Here is a 15,879-nt window from a genome sequence, read left to right on the forward strand (position 1 = left end):
GTAACGCTATTTCAGGACAAGACATTTATAAACTAAAAACCGCCCTTGTCGAAAAAGGGCGGTTTTCCATAATAATCAAATAATCACACTAACCATCAACTATGAATAAAATTTGATTATTATTTAACTAACTAACTAACTAACTTTATGAAATATTATCATCTCAATTACATTATATAAGACGCACTCAATCTAGTTGTGTTACAGCAGTATTTTGTTTTTAACATTTTTAGTATATTTTTTAACGATTCTAATAAATTATTTATGAATAATAAGACCTTGGTTCTTGGAGCCTCTTTAAAAGAAAAACGATATTCTAATTTGGTAATTCATAGATTAGTGCATTATGGACATTCGGTAGTTGCCGTTGGTTTGCGAGAAGGAGAAGTTGCAGGAGTCCGAATTCAATCAAATATAGAAACAGTGCATAATATTCACACAATTACATTGTACTTAAACCCTTCACGACAAGTGCATTATTATGATCAAATTCTTAGGCTAAGACCTGTTCAGGTAATTTTTAATCCCGGAACAGAAAACCCAGAACTATATGCATTACTTAAAGAAGAAAACATAGATGTTGAGATAGCTTGTACTTTAGTTCTTCTTTCTACTAATCAATATTAATCCCAGGAAAGTTATAAGTCCATTGATTATTAATATAAAAAAGCCAAAATCAAAATCTAACCATTTTGTACATGAGGCACTAATGATATAGGATAAAATGGGGGATATGATTGCAACCCAAGGGACAAAATTATCTTTAACCTTCATTTTGGTAAATAATCCAAATGAATAAAGCCCTAATAATGGTCCGTATGTATATCCTGCAAAAACAAATAATCTTGCAATTACACTTTCATTTTTTATAATGTATTTAAAAATTATGATTACCAGAACTAATATAATAGAGAATAGTACATGTATCCTTTTTCTCATTTTTACTTGATCTGATGTATTATATTTCTTTTCTATATCCAGAATATCTATACTAAAAGATGTAGTTAGAGAAGTTAAAGCACTATCAGCACTGCTGTACGCAGCTGCAATAAGACCAAGAATAAAAAAAATGGCTATTCCATACCCCAATTCACCTTGTGTGGCAACAATAGGAAAAAGTTGATCCTTATGTGCATTAATTCCATTTTGCGTAGCATATTCAGTTAGTAATAATCCAAGTCCTAAAAATATAAAAATGACAACTGTAGATACGCCTATGAACCAAAACATATTTTTCTGAGCATCTTTAAGATTCCTACATGTAAGGTTTTTTTGCATCATATCCTGATCTAGTCCGGTCATAACAATAGCCATGAAGGCTCCTGATAGAAATTGTTTCCAAAAATAATTAGCATTTTTGTAGTCATCAAAAAAGAATATTTTAGACATTTCACTTTCTGATATATGACTGATTAGGTTTGATCCGGCAATCCCTAGGTCTTCGGATACATAGTAAATTGCTACACCAAGGGCTATCAACATGCATAATGTTTGCAATGTATCGGTCCAAACGATAGTTTTTATACCAGATTTAAAGGTGTAAAGCCAAATAAGCAATATGGTAATGATTACAGTAATCCAAAAAGGAATACCTAATGCATCAAAGAGAATAGATTGCAAAACATTTGCAACAAGAAATAACCTAAAACTCCCACCTATTACTCTTGATAATAGGAAGAATGAAGCTCCTGTTTTATATGAATATCTGCCAAAACGCTGTTCTAGATAAGTGTAGATAGACGTAAGATTAAGTTTGTAATACATAGGAAGTAGTACAGTGCCAATTACAATAAATCCTACTATATATCCCAAGGCCATTTGCATATAACTAAACTGCGAGGCTTCTACCCATCCAGGAACAGAGATAAAAGTAACTCCACTTAAAGTAGCTCCTATCATCCCGAAGGCAACAATGTACCAAGGTGATTGCTTGTTTGCCTTAAAAAATGCTTCATTTCCCGCATTTTTTCCTGTGAAAAAAGAAATAAGTAGAAGAATACCGAAGTACGTGGCAATCAAAAAAAGAATATGGATAGGTTGCATGAATTTGTGTTAAGGATAGCGATAACCAAAATACAAATTTTTGTTAAAGAATCAAGGTAAACAAGAGTAATACCTCTCCTAATTTAAATTTACTCAAGAAGCATACTTTTTTTATTAGGTATAGGCAAATGAGGTAGGTTTAAGTTCTTATTATAAAATGTTCTTTGACTTGTTCTTTCCTAAAAAAAACAAATCCCAAATCATAGGTGTCAATAGTAACAGTGACTGCCGTTTGATTTTTTATTTCTTTCCAAATAAGGTAGTTTTTTTTTGATTGATGTATATTATTGATAAGTAATAGAGAGTCATTATGTGTACTCTCTAATATCAAAGATAGGATGTCGGAGTTATATTTTTGGATATCTAAAAAAATAAGATCATAACTTTTTTTGACGTTAAGAATATCAGAGACTTTTGCCGATGGGCTTAGCGCTAATATCTGATACATGGTTTTTACAGTATTTTCGATAGCGACTACTTCTTTAAAATCAAAATATGCAACTAACCGATTTATGAGTTTCAGTTTTTTTAGCGGTATGCATGACGGATTGACCACATTTTTATAAACAGATTTTATCGCAGGGTAGGAGTGTTTTGGTTTTCTGTCATAAAAACATTTTGTTACCAGATCATAAACAAAAGGTGAGTGAACACCATGTTGATTGGTCGATGTCAAAAGAAACTTGATGTACTCATTAGTTTGAAACCACATTGCAACAAATTGAAAGTGTAAATTATCCTTCTAGCTTTTCAGAAAGTTCTAACCAGCGCATTTCATTTTCTTCTATTTTTTCGAGGATTTTTTCGAGTTTTTGCGACTCTTCAGTAATCTTATCACCTTCTAAACTTCCTTCAAGAAATAGTTTTTCAATCTCTTTCTTTTGTAGCTCTAGTTTTTTAAGGTCACGTTCAATTTTACTAAACTCTTTTTGCTCGTTATAGGACAGTGATGTTTTATTATCTTTTTTCCAGGTGTTTTTTTCTTTTGAGGCGACACTTTCTACTCCTTTTATTTCGGGTGTTTTACTATCGTTATAGATACGATAATCTGAGTAATTACCGGGAAAATCCTGAATGATCCCTTTACCTTGAAAAACAAATAGATGATCTACAATCTTATCCATAAAGTAACGGTCATGAGATACAACTAATAAGCATCCAGGAAAGTCTAAAAGGAAATTTTCGAGGACATTTAGTGTAACGATATCCAAATCATTTGTCGGCTCATCAAGAATTAAGAAATTCGGGTTCTGAATTAAAACAGTACATAGATATAACCTTTTGCGTTCACCACCACTTAGTTTTTCTACAAAGTCATATTGTTTTTTTCGATCAAATAGAAAGCGTTCTAATAATTGTTGAGCCGAAATTTGTCTTCCTTTTTTTAATGGTATATAGTCTCCGAATTCTCGAATTACATCGATTACTTTTTGTCCTTCTTTTATTGTAATACCACTCTGGGTGTAGTATCCGAATTTTATGGTATCTCCGATTATTATTTTACCATGATCAGGCGTAATGGCACCTGTAATCATATTCAGGAAGGTGGATTTTCCTGTACCATTTTTACCAATAATTCCTATTCGCTCTCCTTTTTTGAACACATAATCGAATTTATCAAGAAGGATTAGATTTTCGAATTTCTTAGAGATTTTATGAAGCTCAAGAATTTTACTTCCCATACGTTCCATATTAATCTCGAGCTGCACTTCATGATCATTACGTCGCTTATGTGCACGCTCCTTAATTTCATAGAAGTCATCAATTCTGGATTTAGATTTTGTAGTACGTGCCTTAGGTTGGCGTCTCATCCAATCCAGTTCTTTTTTGTAGAGTTGCTTTGCCTTGTCTGTTGCTATTTGTTCATTTGCTATTCGGGCTTCTTTATTAGCAAGATAATAGGCATAATTGCCTTTATAACTGTATAACTTTCCGTTTTCTAATTCTACAATTTCATTACATACATTTTCTAAAAAATAGCGATCATGCGTCACCATGAATAACGTAAAATTTTCTTTAGCGAAATACTCTTCTAACCACTCAATCATTTCTAGATCTAAATGGTTTGTTGGTTCATCGAGATATAGTAAGTTAGGTTTGCTTAATAAAATATTGGCAAGAGCTAGTCTTTTTTTCTGTCCACCCGATAAATCACGTACTTTTTTACCGAGGTCATCAAGTTTTAGTTTAAAAAGAATCTGTTTGTATTGTGTCTCAAAATCCCAAGCATTTATAGCATCCATTTTTTCAAATGCTTTTTGGTACTCTTCTGCATCATCAGGATTTTGTAATGCTTTTTCATAGGCATTAATTACCTGAAGAACTTCATTGTCAGAAGCAAAAATTGTTTCTTCAATGGTAAGCAGTGGATCCAGATCGGGTTCTTGTGGCAAGAAAGCTACTTTTAAGTTTTTACGATATACAACCTGACCTTCGTCTGGTTCATCATCTCCGGCTATGATGTCAAGCAAAGAAGTTTTTCCTGTTCCGTTTTTGGCTACAAAACCAATTTTTTGTCCTTCGTTGATCCCAAAGGATATATTTTTGAACAAGATGCGTTCTCCAAATCCTTTAGCGATATTTTCTACTGATACGTAATTCACATTTTTTTATAAGACTGCAAAGGTACAAAGTTCTTTTAAGTTGGTGCCGCAAATTCATATATCAGTTAGTCATTCTAATGTATTACGTTTTTTTGCACCTAATTTTTGGGTGTTGCTCGTTATAGAGGTTGTAAAACTATAGCGAGAAAGCTTTATTCTGCCATATTCCAGTATTGTTGAGATATTATTTATTTAAACGGTAACTTATTCCTAGTTGCATAAAAATTGTTGGTTGCAAAGAATTTTCGAATGTTTCGTTTTCGGACTTATAGTTATCATTTACAAAATTATACGTGTTATTAAATAATATCCCTCCTTTTAGATTAAGCCATAAATTGGACGTAATATTCTTTGAAAAATAAGGAAAAAGATAGAAGTTTTGCCTTTGTAAATAGTTTGCAGCTTCAGGATACGCTTCATTTTGTAAATTAGTTATACTTCCTTCTAGATTAAATGAAAAACCATATTCATTTTTTTTACTTGGCATAAATGTTATCGTTGCACTTTGCGGGAGTCTAATGTTAAGATTCATTTTAGGTTTTGAATATAATAATACGAGGACTGGAAGAATAGAGTTTTTTGCCTGATTATTATTATAATTGATCCCAAAACCCCATCTAAAATCAGGATTTTTCTTAGATGTTTTTAATGCTGCAACCAATACTTGAGGGAATAATAAATCTTTATTAAACTGACGCTCTGCAAAGTCAGAACGTACATTTATTGAGGGTATATAAATCATTTTCCAAGATTCTGAAATAGAATGTCGAATAGGAAGAGAGTAGTTTAATTCATATAGCTCTTCGGGAAAAGGTAATATCATATTCTCGATAGTATCGATATCATTAATTATGGCTTTGGCACTAAAGACATTATTGATTAATAAATTTTCCCCAACTTTAATCGTTGGGGTATTTATTTTTACATCAATAACGTTTTGTGATATGGTCCCATTTGCATCCTTAAGATCCGTTTTTGGGGTTGCAAAATAGTTCGCATAAAATACATCCTTGGTTGATTGAACGGTTTGAGCATTGCTATAGCCCAAAAATAAAACCGAAAACAATAAAAGGAACGATCTTCTATTTCTTCGAAAGTTTGGTCTCATGAATAATAATATAAGTTAAAATTGTAATAAATAATATAGGCATTGATATTCCGCCAAGTAACTCAAACAAGAAGAAAGCAAATGCACCCAGCATAATAAGGAGGTACATGATTTTTCTTGAAATCCAATTTTCTATTCTTGCCTTATAAAGTATCAATAAATTTACCGGCAAATACAAGAGTATTGCAGTAACTGTCCCTGGACTATAATCTGTAAAGAAAACTCCTGCACCAATATGAAAAAAAGCATTAGTCAGCTGTGACATCATAAAGAACAAAATGACAGCATTTGCTGCAGGTTTACTTTTTCGAATAGAGAACAACAGAATAAGTAATAGTGCTACAAAAGAGACTACGATAAAAACGTATTCTGTAGTAAGTGGATTGTTTTGAAGGAAGTATCTCGCTCGCCAAGTCCTAAAGTTTCCTTCCTTTTCTTCTATATGATGTATACAATAGGCCAGAGGAGCCAGTAGTAGGACCGATGAAAAAGTTAATTTTTCGAATAGACTTTTAATTTTACTCATTTCTTTATGATTTTTTAGTCCAAGTAATAGTTTTGGTAACAAAATATTTTTTAGCTACAAAAGTTATTTTGTCATCTTTGATAGTTGCAGTGGCATTAATTTCGACACCATCTTTGGGTCGAATAAGTACGCATTTCCATTTGCCGTTTTCAAAATGTAAATCCTTTAAGACGATTACATTTTTACCAGTTAACATTCCTTCAAAGGCATTTGTTTTTTTAGATATAGCAACCACGCCTTTTTGTTCGGTTTTCCATTGACCTTCGAAGTCATCTGCTGCGCTTTGACTAAAGAGATGGATACTTAGTAAAGCGAATACTAGTATTGTTAATTTATTTCTCATTTTTTGAATTATTTTATACCGCAAGTATCTGAATAATACGAATGAGAGAAGTGAATTAATTTTTGAAATGAAAAAAAACACATGTGAATGGTACAGTGAAAAAATGAATGGTACAATACCGTAGATGAAAAGTACCTTAAAATGGTTAAGAATTATACCACTTTATAAAATCATTGACGTTTAATCGACTTACGATAATATCAAAATCTACAGGAATAGTAGTAATGATTTTTAACCTTCTGTCATCTAGTTTTACCATCTCGACGACACTTTTTTTATTAATAATAATTTGTCTATTGATTTTAAAAAAATCTGCAGGATCAAGTTCTTTTTCTAATTTATTTAATGTTTTATGAAATAGAAATTTTTCTTCGGTAAAAGTGAAAAGATATAGGTTTCCAAACTCTAAACAGAAAAGGCCTATTTTTTCTGAAGAAATAGGGATGATTTTGTTGCGAAAGGAAACCAGAAAATTATGAGTGTATTCTTGAGAAACCTTATTTTCTGATACTGCATTTGAATTCTGAACAGTGGTATCCAAAAAATCATTCAAAAGCTTATTGTACTTGCCTTGAAGTTGTTGATTTATAGATTTATACTTTAAATAATGAAGGACAACAAAAGTGAGGATAATAACAAAAATATGTCTTAGAATATGAAAAATACCATTTTCACTTGCAACGATCCCAAATTTTGGAAAGAAAAACATGCCTAGCCATTGTGCAAATAGTGTATTTAGTACATTGAGTATAATAAAAATGGATGCAAATTCTAGAGTGTTCTTTGTTTTAGGTTTTATAACGATTAACAAGTAATAATTCATAATCCAGACCAAAAAAGCTTTAATTGTTGTAGCAATAAAATGTGCGACTATTTGCCAAAACCCTAATGAATTTGTTTTGTCGCCCATGATAATAGAAAATAACCCAAGCAAAATGCAATAGTAAATTCCTGTGACTAAATATTTTTTCAAATTCATTTAAAAATTATAATTTCTTAATATCGCTAGATGATTACTTTTTGAGTATTAAAATGAGTTATTAGGTGAGTATTAAAACTCTCGTTTTTGTCATGTATAACGGTAGTTTATATAAAATCAAGATATCTGGGTTTTATTTTGTTTAAATATGCTACTATATTTGAATATTTACCATATTCGGAATCAATTTTTTTTCGTGGATTACTACATAAACATCAAAATCCTTAGTCGTTTTTATGTCATTAAACACACTAGACTCATTTAGATACGTAAGTAACTGAATCATGAGCTTATAATAAGAAGTATGTTTTACATCATCAATAGACTTTAGGCCTTTTTCATAATCGTCTCTGATACTATAAAAATCATTTTGGTATCTTAGAAAGGTTTCTTTTTCATTTTCTTCTTTAGATGAAAACGCATACGAGAAATCAATACCATGTGCCCAATCGTCAAAATTACAGACTCCCTTTTTTCTATCTTTACCATCAGAACTATCTAGAACCAAACAACTGAACCAACAAGCAATACCACTAAATACTTCATTGTCTTGATACTCTAATAGTGCCATTAATTCTGCTTCTACAAAAGAGAAGAAACGTATCCTATCAAATTTTTCAATTTTACTCATTATGCTATTATTTAATAATGAAGTGTTTTTTTTAAAACGTTCTGTCACGTAATTATTACACTAAACGCACTAATGTTCACCTGTATTTGAAACATTTTTTCTTTGAGTACATATCTAAATTAAGAGGTACTTCTCTTATAAAAAAGGATGTTTATACTTAGTTTAGGTATCTAATTTAATAAATACAAACCGAATAGAAAATCTGTAGGTTTTTTGCCTAAACTTAGATTTGTTTAAATTAATGTAGCGACTAAATATTAATTTGATTTACTCTCCTAAATGTGCAATCTATGCAATCGAAGCCTATTTTGATGAATCAACTCTGCTTTCAATTCTTCATATTTCTAATGTTTAGACAGATTTTAATTATAGGTTAGGTAAGTTGTAGTTTTAGAAGTGTTTGATTTCTATTTTTTTCGTAATTTAAAAAGATGAAATATGCATTGCTAGTTTGTATACTTGTCATGATTAGGTTTGATGGTACAAGCCAAGTCAATCCTACTTTTTTTGGTGTAAAATCGCAATATGGGTTTATTATAGCCCATTCTCCCGAGTTAAAACCTATTTCGCAAACGAATCCTTTTGGGTTTCAAATAGAGTATAGTAGACTAAAGATCAGCAATGAACAATGGAAGACTTGCAATTGCTATGGGAGAACTGGCTTATCATTTGCTTATTTTAATTATAATAATCCCAATGTGTTAGGGAGCTCATATAACTTGCTGTATAATGTAGAACCTTATTTAGCCCATAGCAGAAGGCTTAAATTTTCTTTAAGAGGATCTATAGGGGCGACATATCTTACCAAAGTCTTTGATCAAGAAACGAATCCTCAAAATGTATTGTTTAGTACAAATCTTAGTTTTTATCTGGGGTTGTCTCTTCATTTTAATTATCATATTAATAATCGTCTTGCATTAAATGTATCTGGGCATTACAATCATATTTCTAATGGTGGACAAAAACAACCAAATAAAGGGATGAATTTTCCTACTGTGTCTATTGGTATTGATCGCACCCTTAATATGACAATGCTTCCTCGCAAACCAGATTCTTTACGCTTTTATAATCGGTCGTTACGATGGTATGTGGGGGCTTTTGGTAGTTTGCGTTCTTCTGATCGAGAGGCAGAGGCATCTAATCATCCTCTAATTGGTACAATAGGAGGAGTATTAAAACCGGTATCTAGAATTAATGGGGTCAATACTGGGTTGGAGTTGTGGTATGATTATTCTGATGAAAAAATAGCCGAAAATCGACAAATTGATGACGCTGCATTTTCCTCGGCATTATTGCTGGGGCATCATTTTACTTTTGGGAATTTTTATTTTTTACAACAATTTGGGGTATATGTAACTCGACCCAAAAATATTCAAAGTAAAGCATTATATCAGCGCTACTCGTTTTGGTATAGTATTGGAAAAAATAAACGTTTTACACTAGGTGCCTCTTTGATTGCGTATGGTAGAGTTGCAGATCATATGGATGGCAGGTTGATTTATTTCCTGAATTAGAGAAACTTCTTATGCTTACGCGAGATAATACTAATCCACAAAAACTTACACTAATTAGGTTTTCTTATAAATCTGCAGTGTCAATTGATAATAAAAAGGAGGTCTACCTTAAAAAAATATATACAACTAATTGTACGTGTTTCCTTAAGAGATGAATGGACTCAAGACTTATAGGTATGATGTCCTTGGGTATTTATGGGGTTAAATAGGGGACCAGAATAAGCAGGAGAGCTATATGTTTTTTGTTCTTCTTCGTGTAATTGCAAATAGAAAAATAAAAACACAAAGAAAAATAGCAACTCTAGCCAAATAGTTTCCTGCTCTCACATAAAAGGTGATTTTATCATTTGTTTTAAGGGTTCCTACAAGTGCTCCTTTTTTTTCGTATCCTAATTTTTTAGTGATAGTTCCAGTTTGATTTATTATTGCAGAAATTCCTGTGTTTGCACTTCTGGCAATACTTCTTCTGGTTTCTATTGCTCTTAATTTGGCATAAGCCAAATGCTGTTTATGCCCTTGAGTATTTCCCCACCAAGCATCATTCGTTATAATAGCAAGAAAGTCTGCATTGTTTCGAATATATCCGGTGGCGAATTCACCATATACGCTTTCATAACAAATAAGTGGACCCACGCCAATATTATCATTATTAAAAAACACTTCGCGATCATCTTGCGTTGTTTTTTTAGCTACAGTACCACCCAAATCAATCATTGCATCACCTAAAATAGGTTTTAAGACACTTTGATACGGAAAATTCTCAATCCCTACAACAAGTTTACTTTTGTGATATAATTCAGAGGAGCCATCTGAGCGAACAAAAAAGGAAGAGTTGTAATCATCATAAAAATCATTTTCTCGTATTTTATTGGTTTGCTTGTGTACGCGAGAAGGATCTTTAAATCTGTCATAAAGAGATATCCCGCCCAGAAAATTAGCTTTAGGGTAATTTTCTAGGATTTTTAATGTTTGTTTTTTGGCAATTGAACGATCAAATCTCTGTAACCTGGTATTATCTGCAAAAACAGTTTCTGGTGCAATAATAAAGTCAGTGTTTTTGGTGATAACCGTATTTGTCAATGAGGTTAGTAATGTTGCAACCCTATCGTCGGTAGTGTTATATTTTTCTGTATAAGGATTTATATTTGGTTGCAGAATTACCACTTCTATGTTAGTACCTTCTTCTTTGTATGTTTTAAGGATAATGATTGAGATAAGTATCGGGATCAAAATAATTAATCCGTTACGAATACCAGATCGATAAAGAATTTTTTTGTCTTTGGATGCTAGAAAGGCAAGTATACTTTTGAAAATACTAATGTTTACAATCCAAACCCAAAGAGTTCCTCCGAATGTACCCGTAAATTCGTACCATTGAATCCAAGATGTAAAGCTTGCAAACCCATTACCAAGGTTAAGCCAAGGCCATGATACTTGCCATTGTAAATGAAAATATTCAAAACCCATCCAAAAGCAAGCAAGAAACAGAGTGCTTAATGTAAATGTTGTTCTTTTTGCAATAATATGATAGATCAAAAATACAATGGCCATTAATAAACTATTCACAAAAACGGCAATGCACATACCTAGCACTGTAGAATTATAAATCCACCAAGAAGCAATCAAATTCCAAATAAAAAAAGTCAGATATGCAAGACCGAATACCTGAGTTTTACTAAACCTATTAGTACGAACGTTGTGCTCGGCCAATAGTAACGGAATAAACCCAAAAAATAAAAGCAGAGGAAAACCATATGTTGGCCAACTTAGACCAAGTAACAATCCTGATAATACAGCTAGTAGAGTGTTTTTCATAGTATAGGTATACGGTATATCTAATAACGAAAGTAAAGTTATTCTGTTACAAATAGAATAATTGAATACTTCTTTTTTGTTAATACCATTTAAAGTTTAACTTGTCTTTGTAAAATCTTCATATGATGAATCAGAGGTGTAGGACCAAATAGTTTGTTACTTTTGCAAAAAAACAACTTTATGTGGATCAAAAAGCAAATTCCGAATTGTATAACCCTATTGAATCTTTTTTGTGGATGCTTGGCCGTTATTTTTGCGGTATCTGGGCATTTAGAATTGACAGCTCTATGTACGATAGCCGGTATAGGATTTGATTTTTTTGATGGACTTGCTGCGCGACTTTTAAAAGCTCAAAGCGAATTAGGGTTACAATTAGATTCTTTGGCTGATATGGTAACTAGCGGTTTGGTTCCTGGTATTGTAATGTACCAATTAATGTCTCAGGTCTTTGGAAAACCCTTTTATGTTACTCCACCTTCATGGAGTTCTGAGCAGATTTTGGCTAGTTTTGATATGTCTTATATGTCTCTTTTTGGGCTGATGATCACATTGGCTTCTGCGTATCGATTGGCAAAGTTTAATATAGATACAAGACAATCTACATCTTTTATAGGACTGCCTACACCAGCTAATACCTTGTTGATAATAAGTCTACCTCTTATATTAAAGTTTCAACTAGATACTTGGGTACTGAAGCTTATTCTTAATAAGTGGTTTTTGATTGTGCTAACATGTATCAGTTGTTTCTTACTAAACGCAGAGATTCGCTTATTTTCTTTAAAGTTTAAAACATGGGGATTATTAGAGAATTGGGTTCGTTATACTTTTCTATTATTAAGTATTGTACTTATTGTATTTTTCAAGTTTATAGCGATTCCTGGCGTAATATTACTTTATGTTTTGATGTCTCTAATTTTTAGAGAGAAAAAAGAAAAGTGACCCTGCCAATGCTTTAGAATTCAATACTTACTTTTCCTTTAATAAAGAAAGGAGTTCCTGGTGTAAAATGAATTTCTTCTACACTTTCTGTTTCATTAAATAGTCTTGATTCTGTAGCGAATTGTGCTTCATTCCATTCTGTGTCGAGTAAATTTTCTACAGAGAGACCCAAAGTTATTTTTTTGATAGTATAGCTGAGATTGGCGTCTAAAACAGTGTATCCTTCTGCCGTAATACTATTATCTTCATTGGCTGCTCTGTCACCCAAATAGCGATAGCGGAGTCCACCAGAAAAATTATTTATGTTGTCAATACTGATACCTCCTGCAGCAGTAAGCTCAGGAGCTAGCGGAATGTAATCTTGTCCTCCTGGCTCATCAACACTTTTGGCATCGGTATACGTGAAATCTGAATCAAAAAATAACCAGTCATTGAGCTGATATCGTCCGCTTAGGTCTATTCCTAACCTTTTTGTTTTTCCGCTTGGCTCAATAATACCCTCATCTCCTACATATACAAATTCTTGATCTAAACCTAAATACCATGCTGTAGTGTTAAGAAATACCCTTGGAAACGGTTTCCAATTTATACCAATATCTAACCCATATGCTCTAGGTAGAATATCCTCACCACCAGCAGCGACCACTACGCGAGTATCATTGCTATGAAACCCTATACCAGATTTTATAAATGTTGTAATATTATCTCCAAAATCATAGGATAGTTTTAGTTTGGGACTTACAATAGCTTTTTTTATGTCTTGAGTTTCGTATGTTTCCTCTAGATTATCCTCGTATAGATTTTTAAAGTAATCAAATCGTATTGAAGGTGTAATTTTTAATTTGTTATAGCTCAAAGTAGCATCGATAAAACCGTATATATTGGTTTCATTTACAGTACCTAGACTTATGATTTCTAAAACATCACTTCGGTTTAATGTTCTCGATAATTCATTGTCATTGATTTGATCATTTCGAACTCCTAAGCCTAGATTATAGTCAATTTTAGCATTTCCTACAGTAGTTTTTGTGTTCATAGTACTATTAAAACCAAAAATATCACGTGCTTCATACTGTTTTATTTGGTCTCCATTCACTGGGTCATTAAGAAAAAATGTGAAATTAGAATATAACTCAAAATCATAGTTAGTATAAAAAGCATTTGTTTTAAGAATACTATTGTCGGATAAAAACTTATGATGATTAATATACAGGTTGGTTCTCGAGGTATTCCCTCCTTCGGTATCATCAATTGCACCAAATCTAGAGATAAAACCACTATCAACAGCTCTCTCAGGAATTTGTCCCGATGCATCCCATCTACTTGAGAAATGAGAGGCACCGATACTCAATTTATTATCATCTGATAAAAGTGTGGTGTATTTTGTACTTAGGTTAATTCGATTAAAATTTTGATGAGATTCAAAAGGTCCATCACTCTCTAAATATTCTAAAGCCAAAATGGCTTTTTCTTTAGAAGAATCATCTAAAAGGTTAAATAGGCCTAAAGTTCTATAGGTATTAAAATCTCCTAACTCAATTTTTAGAAGGTTTGTGTCGAATTTTTCTTTGGTGTCAAAAGCGACGTATCCGGCAGTATTGAAGTTACCTTGCTCTGCATAATGAGGGCCTTTGCCAAAGTTTACTTTTTTTATAGTTTCCGGGATGATAAAATGTAGATCAGCGTATCCTTGTCCGTGAGCATGAGATACCATATTAACAGGGATACCGTTTACAGAAATCGCTATATCTGTACCATGATCTACATCAAACCCCCGCAGAAATATCTGTTCTGCTTTTCCACCACCACCATGCTGACCAATGAATAATCCGGGAACTTTACGTAATACCTCTTGTGAGGAGTTAACGGGATTGGTTTTGCTATCTATGGTGTTGATAACACTCATGGGGTCTATTTCTTGTTTTAGAATCAATTCATCAAGTTGAAACACTTTTGGTTTTAATATAACTTTCAATACAGAAGTAACATCTTGTTGGTTGATGATTTTTTTTTGAGTTTCGAAGCCTAACAGTTTTATAAACAGTGTGTCTTTAATAGTACATTGAGGTAAAGAAAAGGTTCCGTTTTCTAATGAATGTGTGTGTAATTCAGTAGTAGTATTATATACATAGACTCCTTCTAAGGGAGTCTCGAAACTATCATAAATGATTCCTTTTATTACTTGGTTTTGAGAAAAAGCGGTAAAATTGAAAAGGAGTGCGGTAATACCCAAAATACATTTTAGAACTCTTGTTTTTACTATTCTTAGTATGTGGTTCATGTTTTATTGCTGTCGATTTAGTTTGCATAGGTTACGGAATTGAAATATAAAAAAAGCGTTTTTAGAGGGTCTTAATTTTATCTAAAACCCAATGAGTACCTATTATTTTTCAGTGAATCTATTGGGGTTATATGCAAGGAATATTATGATTTCTCAGAATCGTGCTTAGCCCATTATATAATGAGAACTTATTAGAAAAAGAATTTTCTAGAAATTACCAGAGAGAGGTGACATTACAATAGCCCATGAAGGGACTATGATTATTAAGGCATATGTTTAATTCTTGAAAAGTTTACATCTTTTTATGGTTAGAAAAAACATGTAAATATTTAGATCATAGGAAAGAATTAAAATTCGATTTTCTTCTTACGAAGTTCAAAATTTTGTCCTAGATACACTTTACGAACCATTTCATCTTCTGCCAATTCTTCGGGGATACCAGCTTTAAGAATGCTGCCTTCAAACATTAGATAAGTTCTGTCGGTAATTGCAAGTGTTTCTTGTACATTATGGTCTGTGATCAGGATGCCAATGTTTTTATTTTTTAATTGTGCAACAATACGTTGTATATCCTCTACTGCTACAGGGTCTACTCCAGCAAAGGGCTCATCAAGTAAAATAAAATTAGGGTCTGTAGCTAATGCACGGGCGATTTCGGTTCGTCGTCGTTCTCCACCACTTAATAAATCTCCACGGTTTTTTCGAATATGGCCCAATCCGAATTCTTCTATAAGTGATTCCATTTTATGTAACTGCTCTTTTTTAGAAAGTTTTGTAAGTTGTAGTACACTTAGGATATTATCCTCGATACTCAATTTTCTAAATACAGAAGCTTCTTGGGCGAGATAGCCAATACCGTTTTGTGCTCGCTTATACATAGGAAATTTTGTGATATCCGTGTTTTCTAATGTTATTTTTCCTCCATTCGGTTTTACAAGTCCCACGATCATATAAAATGAAGTAGTTTTACCAGCTCCATTTGGTCCCAAAAGTCCAACAATTTCTCCTTGATTAACTTCTAGAGAAATTCCCTTTACAACTTTTCTACCTTTATATGATTTTATAAGATTTTCCGCTTTCAACTTCATAATAGAATG

Annotated in this window: 14 protein-coding genes; 3 read left to right on the forward strand and 11 right to left on the reverse strand. The window is 32.4% G+C overall.

Translation table 11 applies throughout. The features are described 5' to 3' along the window. Positions 1 to 264 precede the first annotated feature (264 nt). Complete coding sequence (locus DZ60_RS0118940) at positions 265 to 627, forward strand: CoA-binding protein (protein ID WP_025743592.1); 363 nt, start codon at positions 265 to 267, stop codon at positions 625 to 627. Here DZ60_RS0118940 and DZ60_RS0118945 read toward each other — a convergent pair. The 8 genes from DZ60_RS0118945 to DZ60_RS0118980 all read right to left on the reverse strand — a co-directional run bounded on the left by DZ60_RS0118945 (position 598) and on the right by DZ60_RS0118980 (position 8,233). Then, positions 598 to 2,043 (reverse strand): sodium:solute symporter, encoded by a 1,446-nt coding sequence (locus tag DZ60_RS0118945; RefSeq protein ID WP_025743593.1) that lies wholly within the window; start codon positions 2,041 to 2,043, stop codon positions 598 to 600. The genes DZ60_RS0118940 and DZ60_RS0118945 overlap by 30 nt on opposite strands. A gap of 139 nt (positions 2,044 to 2,182) precedes the next feature. Further along, positions 2,183 to 2,755: a hypothetical protein gene (locus DZ60_RS0118950; protein ID WP_025743594.1), complete on the reverse strand. Its 573-nt coding sequence runs from the start codon at positions 2,753 to 2,755 to the stop codon at positions 2,183 to 2,185. A gap of 22 nt (positions 2,756 to 2,777) precedes the next feature. Next, the gene (locus tag DZ60_RS0118955) at positions 2,778 to 4,646 is read right to left on the reverse strand and encodes an ABC-F family ATP-binding cassette domain-containing protein (RefSeq protein WP_025743595.1); all 1,869 of its coding nucleotides are present in this window, start codon (positions 4,644 to 4,646) and stop codon (positions 2,778 to 2,780) included. Positions 4,647 to 4,830: 184 nt separating this feature from the next. Continuing rightward, entirely contained in the window at positions 4,831 to 5,754 is a 924-nt protein-coding gene (locus DZ60_RS0118960) for a DUF6268 family outer membrane beta-barrel protein (RefSeq protein ID WP_025743596.1), read from the reverse strand. Continuing rightward, on the reverse strand, positions 5,729 to 6,280 hold the full coding sequence (locus DZ60_RS0118965; RefSeq protein WP_152537474.1) for an HXXEE domain-containing protein: 552 nt from the start codon (positions 6,278 to 6,280) through the stop codon (positions 5,729 to 5,731). The genes DZ60_RS0118960 and DZ60_RS0118965 overlap by 26 nt, the downstream gene beginning before the upstream one ends. A 4-nt stretch (positions 6,281 to 6,284) precedes the next feature. Continuing rightward, positions 6,285 to 6,623 carry a DUF2147 domain-containing protein gene (locus DZ60_RS0118970; protein WP_025743598.1) on the reverse strand — a complete coding sequence of 113 codons (339 nt, stop codon included), beginning with the start codon at positions 6,621 to 6,623 and terminating at the stop codon, positions 6,285 to 6,287. 145 nt (positions 6,624 to 6,768) lie between these two features. Next, positions 6,769 to 7,533: a LytTR family DNA-binding domain-containing protein gene (locus tag DZ60_RS0118975; RefSeq protein ID WP_034230170.1), complete on the reverse strand. Its 765-nt coding sequence runs from the start codon at positions 7,531 to 7,533 to the stop codon at positions 6,769 to 6,771. Between the two features lie 223 nt (positions 7,534 to 7,756). Further along, positions 7,757 to 8,233, reverse strand: coding sequence for a hypothetical protein (locus tag DZ60_RS0118980; RefSeq protein WP_025743600.1), 477 nt, complete (start codon positions 8,231 to 8,233; stop codon positions 7,757 to 7,759). A 431-nt stretch (positions 8,234 to 8,664) separates the two neighbouring features. Here DZ60_RS0118980 and DZ60_RS0118985 point away from each other — a divergent pair, with 431 nt between their 5' ends. Further along, positions 8,665 to 9,747, forward strand: a complete 1,083-nt coding sequence (locus tag DZ60_RS0118985; protein WP_025743601.1) for an acyloxyacyl hydrolase — start codon at positions 8,665 to 8,667, stop codon at positions 9,745 to 9,747. Positions 9,748 to 9,978: 231 nt separating this feature from the next. On the opposite strand, the gene lnt is transcribed toward DZ60_RS0118985, so the two are convergent. Next, positions 9,979 to 11,562: an apolipoprotein N-acyltransferase gene (gene lnt, locus DZ60_RS0118990; RefSeq protein ID WP_025743602.1), complete on the reverse strand. Its 1,584-nt coding sequence runs from the start codon at positions 11,560 to 11,562 to the stop codon at positions 9,979 to 9,981. Positions 11,563 to 11,742: 180 nt separating this feature from the next. Here lnt and DZ60_RS0118995 point away from each other — a divergent pair, with 180 nt between their 5' ends. Then, positions 11,743 to 12,501, forward strand: coding sequence for a CDP-alcohol phosphatidyltransferase family protein (locus DZ60_RS0118995; protein WP_025743603.1), 759 nt, complete (start codon positions 11,743 to 11,745; stop codon positions 12,499 to 12,501). A gap of 13 nt (positions 12,502 to 12,514) precedes the next feature. Here DZ60_RS0118995 and DZ60_RS0119000 read toward each other — a convergent pair whose 3' ends face one another. After that, a complete protein-coding gene (locus DZ60_RS0119000; protein ID WP_025743604.1) occupies positions 12,515 to 14,782 on the reverse strand; it encodes a TonB-dependent receptor in 2,268 nt (755 codons plus the stop codon). Positions 14,783 to 15,129: 347 nt separating this feature from the next. Beyond that, on the reverse strand, positions 15,130 to 15,870 hold the full coding sequence (gene lptB / locus DZ60_RS0119005) for an LPS export ABC transporter ATP-binding protein (protein ID WP_025743605.1): 741 nt from the start codon (positions 15,868 to 15,870) through the stop codon (positions 15,130 to 15,132). Positions 15,871 to 15,879 lie beyond the last annotated feature (9 nt).

The organism is Aquimarina pacifica, assembly GCF_000520955.1.
Taxonomy (GTDB): domain Bacteria; phylum Bacteroidota; class Bacteroidia; order Flavobacteriales; family Flavobacteriaceae; genus Aquimarina; species Aquimarina pacifica.